Raw genomic sequence first — 14,868 nt, forward strand, 5'->3', positions numbered from 1 at the left:
TCCAGCCTTGGGATTCAGCGGTCCAGCCGCCGGGCGTAGAGCAGCATCAGGGCGGCGAGGAGCAGGGCGGGCAGGTCACCGTACTGGACGTAGGGAGTCTCCCCCGTCAGCACCCGGGGGCGGGCGTGAAGGATGCCCTCCCCCCGGTCGAGGATCTGGACGGGCTGCCCGAGGTCGTTCACGCTGGCGGCGACGCCCTCGTTCACGCTGCGGACGAGCCAGCGGCGGGTCTCGATGGCGCGGACGCGGCCCATCTGGAAGTGCTGCTCGACCCCCCAGCCGTCGTACCAGCCGTCATTGCTGGGGTTGACGAGAAGCTGCGCGCCTTTGGACGTGAGCCCCCGGGCGACCCAGGGGAAGACGCTGTCGTAACAGACGTAGGCGCCGAAGGAGACGCCCCCCAGTCGGAGCGGGGTGAGGGTGCGGGCGGGGGTGAAGCCCCCGAGGTCGAAGCCGAGGGTGCGCTCGATGACGCGGTAGACGGGGCGCAGGGAGCCGTACAGCGGGAAGTACTCGCCGAAGGGGACCAGTCGGGCCTTCTCGCTGCGGGCGGTGATCTGGCCGCCTTCCGCGACGCTCACGACCGAGTTGCGCCGGGGCTGGTCGAAGGCGGGGGTGCCGACGCCGGTGATGCCGGGGGCGGGGAACTCGGGCAGCCGGGTGCGCCCGTTTTCCGCCGTGACGGCCGTCTCGCTCCAGACCACGAGTTCCCCGGGTCGCCGCTGGGCGCTCAGGCGGCGCTGGACCTCGAACTGCTCGGCGGGGCTGAGCTGCCGGGTGGCCCGCCCGAAGGAGTCGAACTCGGTGCGCAGCAGCAGCGTGGACTGAATGGGCCCCGCGCCCGGCACCCGCGTCACCCCGTACGCCAGCGCCGCCACCCACAGGGCCGACATCAGGACGAGGGGGGGCCGTCTCCCCCACCAGAAGGAGACGAGGGCGGCGGCGGTGGCGCTGATCAGGACGCTGCCGAGGAGCACCCCCCCCAGGTCGGCGATCTGGACGGCGGGGGTGGGGAGCAGGGTGTACCCCAGGGTCGGCCAGGGAAAGGCGAGCGGCCCCAGGAAGCGCAGCCATTCGAGGAGGACCCAGCCCCCCGCGAGGGCCCAGACCCGCGCCTCCCGCGAGGCGAAGAGGCGAGCGGCGAGGTACGCCATCAGGGCGAGGAAGGCCCCCTCCAGCGCGAAGAGCAGCAGGGCGAGGCTTCCGAGGACCGGCGTGCCGAAGAGTTTGGCGAGGAAGGCGGTGAGCCACCACAGGTGGACGGCGCTGTAGGCCGTGCCCGCCCACCACATCCTCATCGAGAGGCGGCGGGGGCTTTGTTCACCCGTGACGAAGACGAGGAGCAGGGCGAGGGGGAGGTAGCTCAGGAAGCTCCACGGCAGCGGCAACCCGCAGGCGGCGAGGAGGGCGCCCACGAGGAGGCCGAGGAGGGGGGCGGGCAGGGGCGGCACCGGGCCATGATAGGGGCCCCCGCGCGCGGAAAAGTTCGCGCACGCCGCCCCACCTTTGCCCTAGGATGGGGGGACTTTGCGACTGGCTTTCCTGAGCGACCTGCACGGCAACATCCACGCGCTGACGGCCGTGAAACGTTTTCTGGCCGACAACCCCGTCCACGCGGTCGTCGTGGTGGGCGATCTGGTGGGGTACGGGGCGAGCCCGGGGCCGGTGATCGACCTCGTGCGGCGCGAGGGCTGGCAGACCGGGATGGGGAGCAGCGACATGCGGGTGGCGCTCGAACTCGGCGAGCGGTCGGCGCGCGGCGGGGTGGCCGAGCAGGTGCTGTCGTGGACGCGGCGGGTGCTCTCGCCCGAGCAGCTCGAATTCCTGCGCCGCCTGCCGCCGGGGGGCCGCCTCACCACCCCGGCGGGGCGGGTGCGCTTTTTCCACGGCGGGCCGCACGACCCGGCCGAGCGGATCGACCTGATGGCCCCCGAGCGGGAGCTGGAGGCCCTGGCCGACTCCCTGCGGGCGCGGGTGCTGGTGGTGGGCGGCTCGCACGTGCCCTTCGTGCGGGTGGTGGGCGAGACGACGTTCGTGGACCCTGGCAGCGTGGGCCTGAGCCTCAACCACGAGCCCGGCGCCGACGTGGCCCTGCTGGACGCCTCGGGCCGCAGGCCCACCGTCACCCTGCACAAGGTTCCCTACGACTTCGCCTCGTCCGCCTTCGACATCATGGCCTGGAATCTGCCCCCGGTGATCGCGGACGTGATCCGGACGGGGAGGATGGGGTAGGGGAAGGGATGAGGGATGAGGAAGGACCGAACCAAGGCTCCTCATCCCTCATCGCTCAACCCTTCAGACCGGCACCGCCCCCAGCGCCTCCTCGAAGCGGTCGACCACTCCGCGCTCGCCGAGGAGGTCTTCCAGGGCGAGCATCAGGGCGCGGTAGGGGGCGGGGCGGGCGGCCTCGCCCATCAGGCCGAGTCGCCAGATCAGGCCCGCCGTGGGGCCCAGGCCGCCGGTGACACTGATCTCGCGCGCCCTCAGGGCCGCGCGCACGGCCGCGTCATCAAAACCGGGCGGCAGGCGCAGGGCGAGGACGGTGGGGAGCCGGGCGGCGGGGTCCTTGACGTAGTGGGTGAAGCCCAGGGGCGTGAGGGCCGTGACGACCGCGTGGCCGAGGAGGCGGACGCGGGCCTGCCTCGCCTCCAGGCCCTCCTCCAGGGCGGCCTGGAGGGCGGCGTGGAGGGCGAAGTGGAGGTTGACGGGGACGGTGTGGTGGTAGGTGTGTTCCACCCAGTAGTCGCGCAGGCCCCCGAAGTCGCAGTACCACAGCGGGGTGGGGGTGCGGCGGGCTTGATACCGGGCGAAGGCGCGCTCGCCGATGGCGACGGGGGCCAGGCCGGGGGGGGCCGAGAGGCACTTCTGGGCGCCGGTGTAGGCGTAGTCCACCCCCCACTCCGCCATGTGGAAGGGCTCCATCCCGGCGGTCGTGACGGCGTCGACCGTCAGGAGTGCCCCGCTGCGGCGCACCAGGCGGGCGATCTCGGGGACCGGGTTGAGCACCCCCGTGCTCGTCTCGCCGTGCACGACCGCGACCATCCCCACCCCGCCGAGGTGCGCGGCAACGTCGGCGGGGTCGATGGCCTCGCCCAGGGGCGCGGTGACGAGCCGCACCCGGGCCCCGTAGCGGGCGGCCATCTCCGCCATCCGCCGCCCGAAGGAGCCGTTCGCGCACACCAGCACCTCGTCCCCGGCCTCGACGAGGTTGGCGAACCCCGCCTCCATGCCCAGGCTGCCGGTGCCCGCGAGCAGGGCGGTAAAGGCCTCCGGCTCGGTGCCGTACATCATCCGCAACCCCTGCTGGATCTCCCCGTTCAGGGCGAACACCTCGGGGTCCATATGCCCGAGCATGGGGCGCATCAGGGCCCGCTGCGCCCGGGGGTGGATCGGTGTGGGGCCGGGCGTCAGCAGGATGTGCCCGTCGTGGGTGTCCTCGAACATGGGGGCGAGTGTAGCGCCTGCCGGGGCGGGGCGGCAACGGGGTTGCTCAGGTGTCCTGGACAGGAGGTAAGGACGCAACGAAATTGCGCCAGGAATCAGGCATCGACCTCTCCGAGGAAGTCGAGGGTGAGGCGGGCAACGGCGCGGGGGGAGGCGTCGGTGAGGGCGTGCGTTCCGCCGGGAATCCGGGCGACGCGGGCGTGGGGGATGGCTGCCCGGATGGCGCGGACGGTCCAGGAGCGGATGACGGGATCGGCGGTGCCGTCGAGGAGCAGGGTGGGAACCCGAACGCGGGGGAGCAGGGGGCCGGTCTCGTGCTCGCTCTGGTCGCGGGCGAGGCGCAGCATCAGGGCGGGTCCGCTGCGAGCGTAGGCGGCGAGGCCGGGGAGCAGCAGCCCGGGCCGCTCGCGGGGCAGGTCGCGGGCGAGGCGCAGGAGTTGGAGGCGAACGCTGGGGTTCTCGGGGATGCCGGTGGGGGCGCAGGCGATCAGGGCGCGGGCGGCCCCGGGGTGCCGGGCGGCGAGGTCGAAGATCACCTCGGCCCCCAGCGAGTGGCCCAGCAGGGGGACCCCTTGCAGGCCGCTCTCCTCCAGCCAGGCGGCGAGATGGTCGGTGAGGTCCTCGATGTGGGCGGGAAAACCCGGGCGCCCCTGGCTGAAGCCGTGCCCCGGCGGGTCGTAGGCGTAGACGGTGCGCTCGCGGGCGAGTTCGCGCGAGGCGCGGGCGTACATCCACGAGGCGCAGCCCAGACCGGGGACGATCACCAGGGGGGGGCCGTCGCCGCGCACCCGGGCGTGGATCCGCAGGCCGAGGACGCGGGTGTATTGAGCCCGGGCCCTCAAGCCTCCCCTGCCCTGCCCACCGGCTCCGCCTCTTCCGCCCCGGCGAGGAAGTCGAGGACGAGGGCGTTGAACCGCGCCGGGGCGTCCACCATGACGACGTGCCCGGCGCGGGGAATCTCCTCGTAGCGGGCGCCGGGGATGGCGGCGGCGAGCGCCCGGCCGGTGCGGGGGGGCACCAGGGCGTCGCGGCCTCCCCAGATCACCAGGGTGCGGGCGGTGATCCGGGGCAGGAGTTCGCTGACGTTGTCCCCGAGGAGGTCGGTGGTCGAACGCCACATGTTGACCGGCCCGGCCCGGGCGGCGTCGGCGAGGACGCGCGGCACGAAGGTGAGGCGGCCTGTGATGGCGGCCCTGGGGAGCTTGAGGGCCACGCGGTAGATGTTGCCGGTGAGCAGGCCGCTCGCGCAGGCGAGGACGAGGTTGCGGACCCGCCCCGGGCGCAGGGCGGCGACGTGGGTGCAGATGTGGCCGCCCATCGAGTGGCCGACCAGGGTGACCCGCTCCAGCCCGAGGTCGTCGATCAGGGCGGCGATGAGTGCGGCGGCGTCCCGCACCCCCAGGGCGCGCTGGCGGTAGGCCCGGCCGTAGCCGACGAGGTCGATCACGTAGACCCGGTGTCGGGCGGCCAGCGCCGGGACGTTGCGCCGCCACCACCTTCCCGAACCGCTCAGGCCGTGGACGAGGACGATGGGGTCGCCCTCGCCGCTCACGTGATAGGAGAGGCGGGCGCTCCCGGCCCGGTATTCCTGCGCTCGCACGCGCCCGAGCATAGCGCGGGGCCGGGCTCAGGTGGGGACGGGGGCGGCCACCAGCCGCAGGAACAGCTCGTGCAGCCGGGCGTCGGCCGTGAGTTCCGGGTGGAAGGCGCAGGCGAGCAGGCGGCCCTGGCGCACCAGGACGGCCCGGCCCCCGTACTCGGCGAGCACCTCCACGCTGGGCCCGGGGCGCTCGATCACGGGCGCGCGGATGAAAACGGCCGGGAAAGGAGCGTCCAGGCCGCGAATCTGGAGCGGCACCCGGAAGGAGTCCGCCTGCCGCCCGAAGGCGTTGCGGCGGGCGGTGGCGTCGAGGAGCGCCAGGCGGTCCTGCCGTCCGAACTGGGGCGGGGCGCCCTCCACCTCCCGCGCGAGCAGGATCAGCCCCGCGCAACTTCCCCACAGGGCGCCGCCCGCCGCGTGGAAGGCGCGAATGGGGTCCCACAGCCCCGCCGCCGTCATCAGCCCCGCGATGGTGGTGCTCTCCCCGCCGGGCAACACCAGGCCCTGGAGGCCTTCGAGGTCGGCGGGCAGGCGGACCTCGCGGACGCGGGCGCCGAGGATCTCCAGCCGCAGGCGGTGTTCGCGGAAGGCACCCTGGAGGGCGAGGACGCCGAGGTGGGGGGACATGGGGGAGGCCCCGGTGGGGGTGAGCAGACCTTTACTTGTATTAATTTTAGTCGCCTACCAGCCGCGACCCGCGAGGCGTTCCCCGGGGAGGAGGGCGTCGATGTTGATGCCGGTCATGGGGGCGCCGAGGTTCTCGCTGAGCCCGGCGAGGAGGTCGGGGTTCTGGAAGTGGGTGACGGCCTGGACGATGGCGCAGGCGCGGCGCTCGGGCTGGTCGCTCTTGAAGATGCCGCTGCCGACGAAGACGCCGTCGAGGCCCAGGGCCATCATCAGGGCGGCGTCGGCGGGGGTGGCGACGCCGCCGGCCGCGAAGTTGACCACGGGGAGCGTGCCGTGCTCATGCACTTCCCGCACGAGGTCGTAGGGGGCGCCGAGGTCGCGGGCGGCGGTCATGAGTTCCTCGACCGGGCGGGCCTGGAGGGCGCGAATCTCGCCGAGGACCGTTCTGGCGTGGCGAACGGCCTCGACGATGTTGCCGGTGCCCGCCTCACCCTTGGTGCGGATCATGCTGGCGCCCTCGCCGACGCGGCGCAGGGCCTCGCCGAGATTCCGCGCCCCGCAGACGAAGGGGACGGTGAAGCGCGTCTTGTCGATGTGGAACTGATCGTCCGCCGGGGTCAGGACCTCCGACTCGTCGATGAAGTCCACCCCGACCGCCTGGAGGATCTGGGCCTCGACGAGGTGGCCGATGCGCACCTTCGCCATCACGGGGATCGACACGGCGGCGATGATCTCGCGGATCATCCCCGGGTCGCTCATGCGGGCCACCCCGCCGTCACGGCGGATGTCGGCGGGCACGCGCTCCAGGGCCATCACGGCGGTCGCCCCGGCTCCTTCCGCGATCCTGGCCTGGTCGGCAGTCACCACGTCCATGATCACGCCGCCCTTGAACATCTCGGCGAAGCCCCGCTTGATCGCGGGCGTTCCGGTCTCGGGAGAAAGGGTCATGGGGCGAGTATGACGGGAAACTGGCCCCATGAGGAGGGCCAGTTCGGGGGAGAGTCCGGGGTCAGATCAGCCGGAGGCGCGGGCGGCGACCTGGCGGATGCTCTCGACGAGCTGGGAGGGCCGAAAGGGCTTGACGAGGTAGGCGGCGACGAGGTCAGGGCCGAGTTCGGGCACGCGCTCCGAACGGTCGAGGCCGGAGAGGAACACCACGGGGGGCAGGCGGCGGCCGAGGGCGGCGTGCAACCGCCGCACGGTCTCGAAGCCGTCCCAGGGGGTCATCAGGACGTCCATGACGATCACGTCGAACGGCTCCGCGCGGGCGGCCCTCAGGGCGTCGGGGCCGCTGCGGGCGGTCTCGACCTCAAAGCCGTGCAGGCCGAGGGTGAGGCCCAGGAGTTCCAGGATCTGCTGCTCGTCGTCCACCACGAGGAGGCGCAGCCCGGGCGGGGCCTCCCCTGCCCCCGGGGGCGGGTTCCTCACGGGCGACGCTCCGGGGCGGCTTCGGGGGGAGGAGGGTGAGGGAGCGAATCGGGCACCGGGCCTCCGGGGACGAGGCACCCCGGGCGGGCCGCCGGGGTGCCTGCGGGGCGCGGGAGGAGCGGGGGCGGGGCCCTCAGCCCCCCGCGAGGGATTGCAGGAACTCGACGTTGTTGCGGGTCTTGCCCATGCGGGTCAGCAGCATCTCCATCGCGTCGGCGGGGTCCATATCGGAGATCACCTTGCGCAGCAGCCACATCTTCTTGAGAACTTCCGGCTGGAGCAGCAGTTCCTCCCGGCGGGTGCCCGACTTGAGGATGTCGAGCGCGGGGAAGATGCGGCGTTCCTCCAGGCGTCGGCTGAGCACGAGTTCGGCGTTGCCGGTGCCCTTGAACTCCTCGAAGATCACGTCGTCCATCCGCGAGCCCGTCTCCACCAGGGCGGTCGCCAGGATGGTGAGACTGCCGCCGTCCCGGATGTTGCGCGCCGCGCCGAGGAATCTCTTGGGCCAGTGCAGCGCGTTCGAATCCAGGCCGCCCGATAAGGTGCGCCCGGTGGGTGGGGTGACGAGGTTGTTCGCGCGGGCGAGGCGGGTGATCGAGTCGAGCAGGATGACGACGTGCCCGCCGTCCTCGACGATGCGCCGGGCCCGCTCGTGGACGAACTCGGCGACCCGGACGTGGTGCTGCGGGGGCTCGTCGAAGGTGGAGGCGATGACCTGCGCCCCCTGCACGCTCTCGCGGAAGTCGGTGACCTCCTCGGGGCGCTCGTCCACCAGCAGGACCATCACCGTCACGTCGGGGTAGTTCTTGACGATGGAGTTGGCGATCTTCTTGAGCAGCGTCGTCTTGCCCGCCTTGGGGGGCGCGACGATCAGGGCGCGCTGCCCCCGCCCGATGGGCACGAGGAGGTCCACCACCCGCAGGGAGAGGCCGTCGTCCATGCCGGGATCTTCCAGCACGAGCTGGGCGTCGGGGAAGGTGGGGGTGAGGTCGTCGAAGCGCGGCCGGTTTCTAGCCGCCTCGGGGTCGAGGCCGTTGACCGCCTCGACCTGCACGAGGGTGCCGTAGCGTTCGTTCTCGCGCGGGCGGCGGGCGCGGCCGATGACCTCGTCGCCGGTGCGCAGGTGAAACCCCTTGATCACGCCCGCCGTGACGAGGGTGGAGCGCGACGTGGGGTCGAGGAGGTTCGACTGCAGGAAGCCGTAGCCGTCGGGGCTGATGTCGAGGAAGCCCCGGGCGAGGATCTGGCCCTCGGCGCCCGCCTGCCGCTCCATGATGGCGAGGGCGAGCGAGTCCTTTTTGAGCTTGCGGTAGTTCTCGATGCCGTGGCTGGCGGCGATCAGGTGGAGTTCGGGCAGGATCTTCTGCTGGAGTTCGTGAAAGGGCAGCGGCCCTTGGGTGACGGAATCGGTCACTGGGGGGGGTCCTCCTGTGGATTACTCTCCTGTGGACTACTTGGCGGGCATGGGCTCGGGCGCCTGGGCTCCGGGCGCGGGCTGCGGGTTCGTCCCGGCCTCGCTGGAGGGCGTTTCCGGGCTCGCCCCGGCACGTTCGGCCCAGTCCTTGAGGAAGGCGTCGAGGCCGGCGCTCGTCAGCGGGTGCTTGACCATCTGGGTGAAGACCTTGTAGGGGATGGTCGCCACGTCGGCACCCGCGAGCGCGGCCTGCACGACGTGGGTGGGGTGGCGGATCGAGGCGGCGAGCACCCTGGTCCCGATGTTGCCCAGGACATACGCCTCCTTGATCTGACGGATCAGCTCGACGCCGTCCCAGCCGATGTCGTCCACCCGGCCCGCGAAGGGCGAGATGTAGGTGGCCCCGGCGCGGGCGGCCAGCAGCGCCTGCGGCACGCTGAAGCACAGGGTCACGTTGGTCTTGATGCCCTCGGAGGTGAGGGTCTTGCAGGCCTGGAGCCCGGCGGGGGTGAGCGGCAGCTTGACGACGACGTGCTCGCTCCACTGGGCGACCTCGCGGCCCTCTTTGATCATGCCCTCGGAGTCGAGGGAGGTGACCTCCGCGCTGATCGCGCCGCCGACCAGCCCGGCGATCTCCTGGATGACTTCCTTGAAGTCGCGCCCCGACGAGGCGACGAGGCTGGGGTTGGTGGTCACGCCCGAGAGGACGCCCCAGGCGTTGATCTCGCGCACCTCGTCGATGATCGCCGTGTCGATAAAAAATTCCATGATCCTGCCCCCTTTCGTCTATTCTATGGGCCTGCGGGGTTATGGTAGGCGCCGAATCTATGGGACGCCATGTCAAGGCGGTCAACGGGGCCTTGACCCTTCCCGGAAGTTTTGCAGGATCGCAGATCCAGGCAGCCCGAAATAGGACCCATGACGGATTGACCCCGCCCGTGCCCGGCGCCTACCATAGGCGGAACCCCGCGAGGCGGGGGACACTTGAGGCGACCGTGAGACGAGTACGCGGGGTCGGCGGCCAGGAGCGAGTCCGGGACGGTGCGAGCCGGGCGGCGCGGCCCCCCGCCGAAGATCACCTCCCGCGCCGACGGAAGAAAGGTGGCCCCCTGGTCACCGACTAGACCCGTCCGGACGCCCCCCGACAGAGGGCCGATTCCAGAGGCTCCCGCCTCACGCGGGGGTGAAGTTGGGTGGTACCACGCGCAGGCAGCGCGTCCCAGCACGGCAACGAAGCCGGGACGCGCCGCCTGGGCTTTGTTGTTGTTCGAGGAGAGACCATGACGACGACCGAATCCAAACCCACCGCTCCGCCCTTCGAACCCGTGAACTCCCAGCCACGTTTTGCCGAGCTGGAGCGGGGCGTGCTCGACTTCTGGCAGCGGGAACGCGTCTTCGAGCGCACCCAGGAGCGCCGACCGGACCAGCCTGAGTACGTCTTCTACGAGGGGCCGCCCACCGCGAACGGGCGCCCGGCGCTGCACCACGTCCTGGCGCGGTCGTTCAAGGACCTCTTTCCCCGCTACAAGGTCATGCGGGGCTACCACGTCACCCGCAAGGGGGGCTGGGATACGCACGGCCTGCCGGTCGAGATCAGCGTGGAAAAGCGGCTCGGGCTGCTCGGCCGCAACCACGGGGCCACGCGGGAGGAGCTGGAGGAATTCAACCGCCTGTGCCGGACCTCGGTGTGGGAGACGATCCAGGAGTGGAACACCTTCACCGAGCGGCTGGGGTACTGGGTGGACCTGCGGGACCCCTACATCACCTACCAGAACTCCTATGTGGAGAGCGTGTGGAACCTGTTGAAGCGGCTGCACGCGAAGGGGCTCGTGGAGCAGGACTACAAGGTGGTGCCCCTCTCGCCGCGCATCTCGACCACCCTCTCGCGGGCCGAACTCGGTGAGGTCGATTCGTACCGTGAGGTGGACGACCCCAGCGTGTACGTGCGTTTCCCCTTGGTCTGGGACACGCTGCCGGAACGGGCGCACGCGGCGCTGAGCGCGTTGGGCGGGGAGGACCGCCAGGGGCTCGCCCTCGTGGTGTGGACCACGACCCCCTGGACGTTGCCGAGCAACACGCTGGCGGCGGTGAACGCGGACCTGACGTACGTGGCGGCGAGGAGCCCGGCGGGAACGGTCATCGTCGCGCAGGACGCGGTGGAGCGCCTGAGCGGGCTGCACAAGGACCAGCCGCCGCTGGAGGTGCTGGCGACCTTCCCGGGCCGCGACCTGGAGGGGGCGGAGTACGAGCCGCCCTTCCCCGAGGTGGCGGTGGAACTCGGCGTGCTGGGGGAACTGCACGAGCGGAACGCGGACGGGCGCCCGGTGATGCACTTCGTCACGCTGGCGGACTTCGTGTCGGCGGCGGACGGCTCGGGGGTGGCGCACGAGGCCCCGGCGTACGGGGCGGAGGACCTAGAACTCGCCCGCAAGTACGGGGTGCCGCTGATGTTTGGGGTGGACGACCACGGCCTCCTGCGGGTGACGGGGGAGCGCGGCAAGTTCTTCAAGGACGCGGACAAGGGGCTGATTGCCGACCTCAAATCTCGCGGGCGGATGTTCTGGGCGGGAACGCTCCGGCACCGCTACCCCTTCCACGACCGGACGGGCGACCCCATCCTCTACTTCGCCAAGAAGGGGTGGTACATCCGCACGAACAGCGTCTCCGAGCGGATGCAGGAGGAGAACCAGAAGATCAACTGGGTTCCGGCGAACATCAAGAACGGCCGCTTCGGCAACTGGCTGGAAGGGAACGTGGACTGGGCCATCTCCCGCGAGCGGTACTGGGGCACACCTCTCCCCTTCTGGCTGAGCGAGGACGGTGACCTGCGCGTGGTGGGCAGTGTGGCCGAGCTGTCAGAACTCGTCGGGCGCGACCTCTCCGACCTCGACCTGCACCGGCCGTACATCGACGACATCGCCTTCACGCTGGAGGGCAAGGAGTACCGCCGCGTCCCGGAAGTCCTCGACGTGTGGTTCGACTCGGGCTCGATGCCGTACGCGCAGTGGCACCTGCTGACGGACGAGACGGGCGAATATCCCCTGCCCGGCACCGGGGCGAACATGGCGCAGTTCGAGCGGCACTACCCGGCCGACTTCATCTGTGAGGCCATCGATCAGACGCGCGGGTGGTTCTACTCGCTGCACGCCATCTCGACGATGCTCTACGGACAGCCCGCCTACCGCAACGTGATCTGCCTGGGGCACATCGTGGACGAGAAGGGCGCGAAGATGAGCAAGAGCAAGGGGAACGTGGTGGAGCCCCTGCCCCTCTTCGACCGGTACGGCGCGGACTCGGTGCGCTGGTACATGTTCATGGCGTCGGACCCGGGGGACCAGAAGCGCTTTTCCGAGCGGCTGGTGGCCGAGGCGCAGCGCGGGTACGTGAACACGCTGTGGAACGTGTACTCCTTCTTCGTCCTGTACGCGAACCTCGACCGCCCCGACCTGGCCCACGCCCCCGCCTTTGGTGCGCGCCCCGAGATCGACCGCTGGCTGCTCGCGCGGCTGGAGGAGACGGTGCGGGACGTGACCGCGAATCTCGACGCCTACGACGCGCGGGGCGGCGGGCGGGTGCTCGAACGCTTCGTGGACGACCTGAGCAACTGGTACGTGCGGCGCAACCGCAGTCGATTCTGGGGCGAGGGCGGGGAGGTGGACGAAGCCGCCTACGCGACGCTGCACGAGGCGCTGCTCACCGTCTCGCAGCTCACCGCGCCCTTCACCCCCTTCCTGGCGGAGGCGATGTACCGCAACCTGACGCGGGGCGCAGGGGTGGAGAGCGTGCACCTGACCCGCTGGCCGGAAGTCCGCCCGGAGCGGCTGGACGAACGGCTCACCTTTGAAATGGCCGCCGTCATCAAGGTGGTCGAACTCGGGCGGGCGGTGCGGGGGGCACACAACCTCAAGACGCGGCAGCCGCTGGCGTCCGTCAGCGTGCGGGCGAGTACGCCGGAGGGGACGGGGGCGCTGCAAAGATTCCGGGATCAACTGCTGGAGGAGCTGAACGTCAAGGACGTGACCTTCCTGGAGGGCGACACCGACCTCGTGCATTACAGCCTGCGCCCGAACCTCCCGGTGATCGGCAAGGTGTACGGCAAGGCGCTTCCGGCGGTGCGGGCAGCGCTGGCGAACGCCGATGCCGCCGCCGTCGCCCGGGCGGTGCAGGCGGGGCAGCCCTTCACGGTGGAGGCGAACGGGCAGACCTTCGAGCTGACCGGGGAACAGGTCCTCGTGGACGCGAAGGCGCCCGAGGGCGTGGCCGCCGCCGAGGACGCCGGGTTCCTGGTCGCCTTCGACACTCACCTGACCCGCGACCTCGTGCTGGAGGGGGTGGCCCGCGACCTCGTGCGCGGTGTCCAGGAGGCACGCAAGGCGGCGGGCTTCGAGGTGCAAGACCGCATCCGCCTCGCCCTCGACCTGACGGGGGACGCCCGCGAGGCCGCTTCAGACTGGCGCGACTTCATCGCGGGGGAGGTGCTCGCCCCCGAACTGACCTTCGGGCCCGGCGAGGGTCACTCGGCGGAGGTCGAGGGGGGCACGGCGTACCTGACGAAAGTTTGAGCGGAACGGCGAGGGGGCGGAGGCTGGCGGGTCTCCGCCCTTCTCCTTTGGACCGGATTCCACCTGTCACCACCACAGTACGCACACAGGGCCCGGGTGGCTGGCTAAGGTGAACCCATGACCTGGAATCCCGACCAGTACCACCGTCACCGGGAGGCCCGGAACGCCCCTGCCCGTGACCTGATGGCGATGATCCCGGCTCTTCCCTGCCGCGACGTGGTGGACCTGGGCTGCGGGACGGGGGAGCACACGCGGACGCTGGCGGAACGGTTTCCTGACGCCCGGGTCCTGGGGCTCGACAGCAGCGCGCAGATGCTGGCGAAGGCGGACGCTTTGGGCCTTCCGAACCTGCGCTTCGAGCGGGGGGACATTCTCGACCTGGCGGGCGAGTACGACCTGATGTTCTCGAACGCGGCGCTCCAGTGGCTGCCGGATCACCCGGCGCTCCTCGCGCGGCTGTGGGATCATCTGCGGCCCGGCGGGGTTCTCGCCGTCCAGGTGCCCGCCAACCACGACCACGTCAGCCACCGCCTGCTCACCGAGACGGCGAACGAGTTCGCGGCGGAACTCGGGGGCTTCACCCGCTTCGGGACGGCGCACGGGGCCTCGCCGGTCCTGACCCCGGCCCGGTATGCGGAGGTGCTGGACGGGCTGGGGGCCGGGGAGGTCACGGCGCTCAGCAAGGTCTACCCGGTGGTGCTGCCCGGCGCCGGGGGCCTGCTCGACTGGACGCGCGGCACGGCGCTCGTGCCCTACCTCTCGCGGCTGGGAGCGGAGGACGGGGAGCGGTTCGTGGCGGCGTACCTGGAACGGTTGCGCTCACGCTGGCCGGGGGAGCGGGTGTACTACGCCTTTACCAGGGTGCTGTTCACGGCGCGCAAACCCGGGTAACTCTGCTCCTGGCGGCTGGAGGCTGGCGCCTGGCGACCCTCTCCCCTCACCCCTCGTGGGGCCGGGCCATCAGCGCGCAGGTTCCCGGGCCGACGTGCGCGCCGATAGCCGGGCCGAGGAGTTGCACGCGGCCCCGGGTGACGTTGAGGCCGCTCGCGCCGAGGGCGGCCTTGAGTTCGGCGAGGCGGATGGGGTCGCGGCCCGCGTGCCCGACGGTGACGGCGACGGGCTCGCGGCCGAACCGCTCCTCCATCCCCGCGAGGATGTCGCGCAGGGCCGCCTCGGCCTTCACGCGGCGCACCGGGCGCAGCCTTCCGCCGTCGAAGCGCAGGATGGGGCGCAGGCCGAGCATGTTGCCCACGAGTTCCTGGGCCCGCGAGAGGCGGCCTCCCCGCCGCAGGTATTCGAGGGTGGGGACGGTGAATTCGGCCAGCGCCTCTTCCCCCACCCGGCGCACGGCGGCGTGGGCGGCCTCCACGTCGCCCCCCTTCCACACCGCGTCGCGGGCGGCGATGACGGCCTCCGCGAGGGGCAGCGAGGCGAGACCGCTGTCGATCACCCGCACGCGCTCCCCGGCATTCAGGGCGTCGGCGGCAGCCCGCGCGTGGCGCACGGTGCCCGAGAGTTCGCCGCTGAGGTGGATGCTGACCACCCCGTCGTGGGTGGCGAGCAGTTCGCGGTACAGGGCCCCAAAGGCCTCCTGCCCGGCGGGCGCGGTCGTCACGGCCCCGCCCCGGCGCTGGTGGTCGTACACGGCGTCGGGGTCGATGTCCTGCCAGTCGAGGAAGGAGCGTTCCCCGATCAGGACGTGCAGGGGCACGACACGCAGGCCCAGGCTCCGGGCCGTCTCGGGGGGAAGGTCGCAGGTGGAATCGGTCACGACGGCAAGCATGTCGCCGGAC

The 14,868-nt window shown here is 71.5% G+C and carries 13 protein-coding genes; 3 read left to right on the forward strand and 10 right to left on the reverse strand.

Features of this window, described 5'->3' with window-relative positions; translation table 11 throughout:
* Window positions 1-14: 14 nt before the first annotated feature.
* Window positions 15-1,451: an apolipoprotein N-acyltransferase gene (gene lnt / locus DAETH_RS07945; RefSeq protein ID WP_264774363.1), complete on the reverse strand. Its 1,437-nt coding sequence runs from the start codon at window positions 1,449-1,451 to the stop codon at window positions 15-17.
* A gap of 76 nt (window positions 1,452-1,527) precedes the next feature.
* Between lnt and DAETH_RS07950 the strand changes: the two genes are divergently transcribed.
* Window positions 1,528-2,232 (forward strand): metallophosphoesterase family protein, encoded by a 705-nt coding sequence (locus DAETH_RS07950; RefSeq protein WP_264774364.1) that lies wholly within the window; start codon window positions 1,528-1,530, stop codon window positions 2,230-2,232.
* Between the two features lie 63 nt (window positions 2,233-2,295).
* Here the strand turns inward: DAETH_RS07950 and DAETH_RS07955 are convergent, their stop codons facing one another.
* The 8 genes from DAETH_RS07955 to fsa form a co-directional block, all read right to left on the reverse strand.
* Window positions 2,296-3,444 carry an aminotransferase class V-fold PLP-dependent enzyme gene (locus tag DAETH_RS07955; protein WP_264774365.1) on the reverse strand — a complete coding sequence of 383 codons (1,149 nt, stop codon included), beginning with the start codon at window positions 3,442-3,444 and terminating at the stop codon, window positions 2,296-2,298.
* Window positions 3,445-3,539: 95 nt separating this feature from the next.
* On the reverse strand, window positions 3,540-4,286 hold the full coding sequence (locus DAETH_RS07960) for an alpha/beta fold hydrolase (protein WP_264774366.1): 747 nt from the start codon (window positions 4,284-4,286) through the stop codon (window positions 3,540-3,542).
* A complete protein-coding gene (locus tag DAETH_RS07965) occupies window positions 4,283-5,056 on the reverse strand; it encodes an alpha/beta fold hydrolase (RefSeq protein WP_264774367.1) in 774 nt (257 codons plus the stop codon). The genes DAETH_RS07960 and DAETH_RS07965 overlap by 4 nt, the downstream gene beginning before the upstream one ends.
* A 15-nt stretch (window positions 5,057-5,071) precedes the next feature.
* Window positions 5,072-5,671, reverse strand: coding sequence for a pyridoxal 5'-phosphate synthase glutaminase subunit PdxT (pdxT, locus tag DAETH_RS07970; RefSeq protein ID WP_264774368.1), 600 nt, complete (start codon window positions 5,669-5,671; stop codon window positions 5,072-5,074).
* A gap of 54 nt (window positions 5,672-5,725) precedes the next feature.
* The gene (pdxS, locus tag DAETH_RS07975; protein WP_264774369.1) at window positions 5,726-6,619 is read right to left on the reverse strand and encodes a pyridoxal 5'-phosphate synthase lyase subunit PdxS; all 894 of its coding nucleotides are present in this window, start codon (window positions 6,617-6,619) and stop codon (window positions 5,726-5,728) included.
* 66 nt (window positions 6,620-6,685) lie between these two features.
* Window positions 6,686-7,099 (reverse strand): response regulator, encoded by a 414-nt coding sequence (locus DAETH_RS07980; RefSeq protein ID WP_264774370.1) that lies wholly within the window; start codon window positions 7,097-7,099, stop codon window positions 6,686-6,688.
* A gap of 133 nt (window positions 7,100-7,232) precedes the next feature.
* Window positions 7,233-8,513, reverse strand: coding sequence for a transcription termination factor Rho (gene rho / locus DAETH_RS07985; protein ID WP_406585077.1), 1,281 nt, complete (start codon window positions 8,511-8,513; stop codon window positions 7,233-7,235).
* Between the two features lie 36 nt (window positions 8,514-8,549).
* Complete coding sequence (fsa, locus tag DAETH_RS07990) at window positions 8,550-9,281, reverse strand: fructose-6-phosphate aldolase (RefSeq protein ID WP_264774371.1); 732 nt, start codon at window positions 9,279-9,281, stop codon at window positions 8,550-8,552.
* 512 nt (window positions 9,282-9,793) lie between these two features.
* On the opposite strand from fsa, the gene ileS reads away from it, so the two are divergent.
* Both ileS and DAETH_RS08000 read left to right on the forward strand, forming a co-directional pair.
* Window positions 9,794-13,075: an isoleucine--tRNA ligase gene (gene ileS, locus DAETH_RS07995; protein WP_264774372.1), complete on the forward strand. Its 3,282-nt coding sequence runs from the start codon at window positions 9,794-9,796 to the stop codon at window positions 13,073-13,075.
* A 117-nt stretch (window positions 13,076-13,192) separates the two neighbouring features.
* Window positions 13,193-13,966: a methyltransferase domain-containing protein gene (locus DAETH_RS08000; RefSeq protein WP_264774373.1), complete on the forward strand. Its 774-nt coding sequence runs from the start codon at window positions 13,193-13,195 to the stop codon at window positions 13,964-13,966.
* Between the two features lie 46 nt (window positions 13,967-14,012).
* Here DAETH_RS08000 and DAETH_RS08005 read toward each other — a convergent pair whose 3' ends face one another.
* On the reverse strand, window positions 14,013-14,858 hold the full coding sequence (locus DAETH_RS08005) for a DegV family protein (RefSeq protein WP_264774374.1): 846 nt from the start codon (window positions 14,856-14,858) through the stop codon (window positions 14,013-14,015).
* Window positions 14,859-14,868: the final 10 nt, after the last annotated feature.

Origin of the sequence: Deinococcus aetherius (genome assembly GCF_025997855.1) — a bacterium.
GTDB classification, from domain to species: domain Bacteria; phylum Deinococcota; class Deinococci; order Deinococcales; family Deinococcaceae; genus Deinococcus; species Deinococcus aetherius.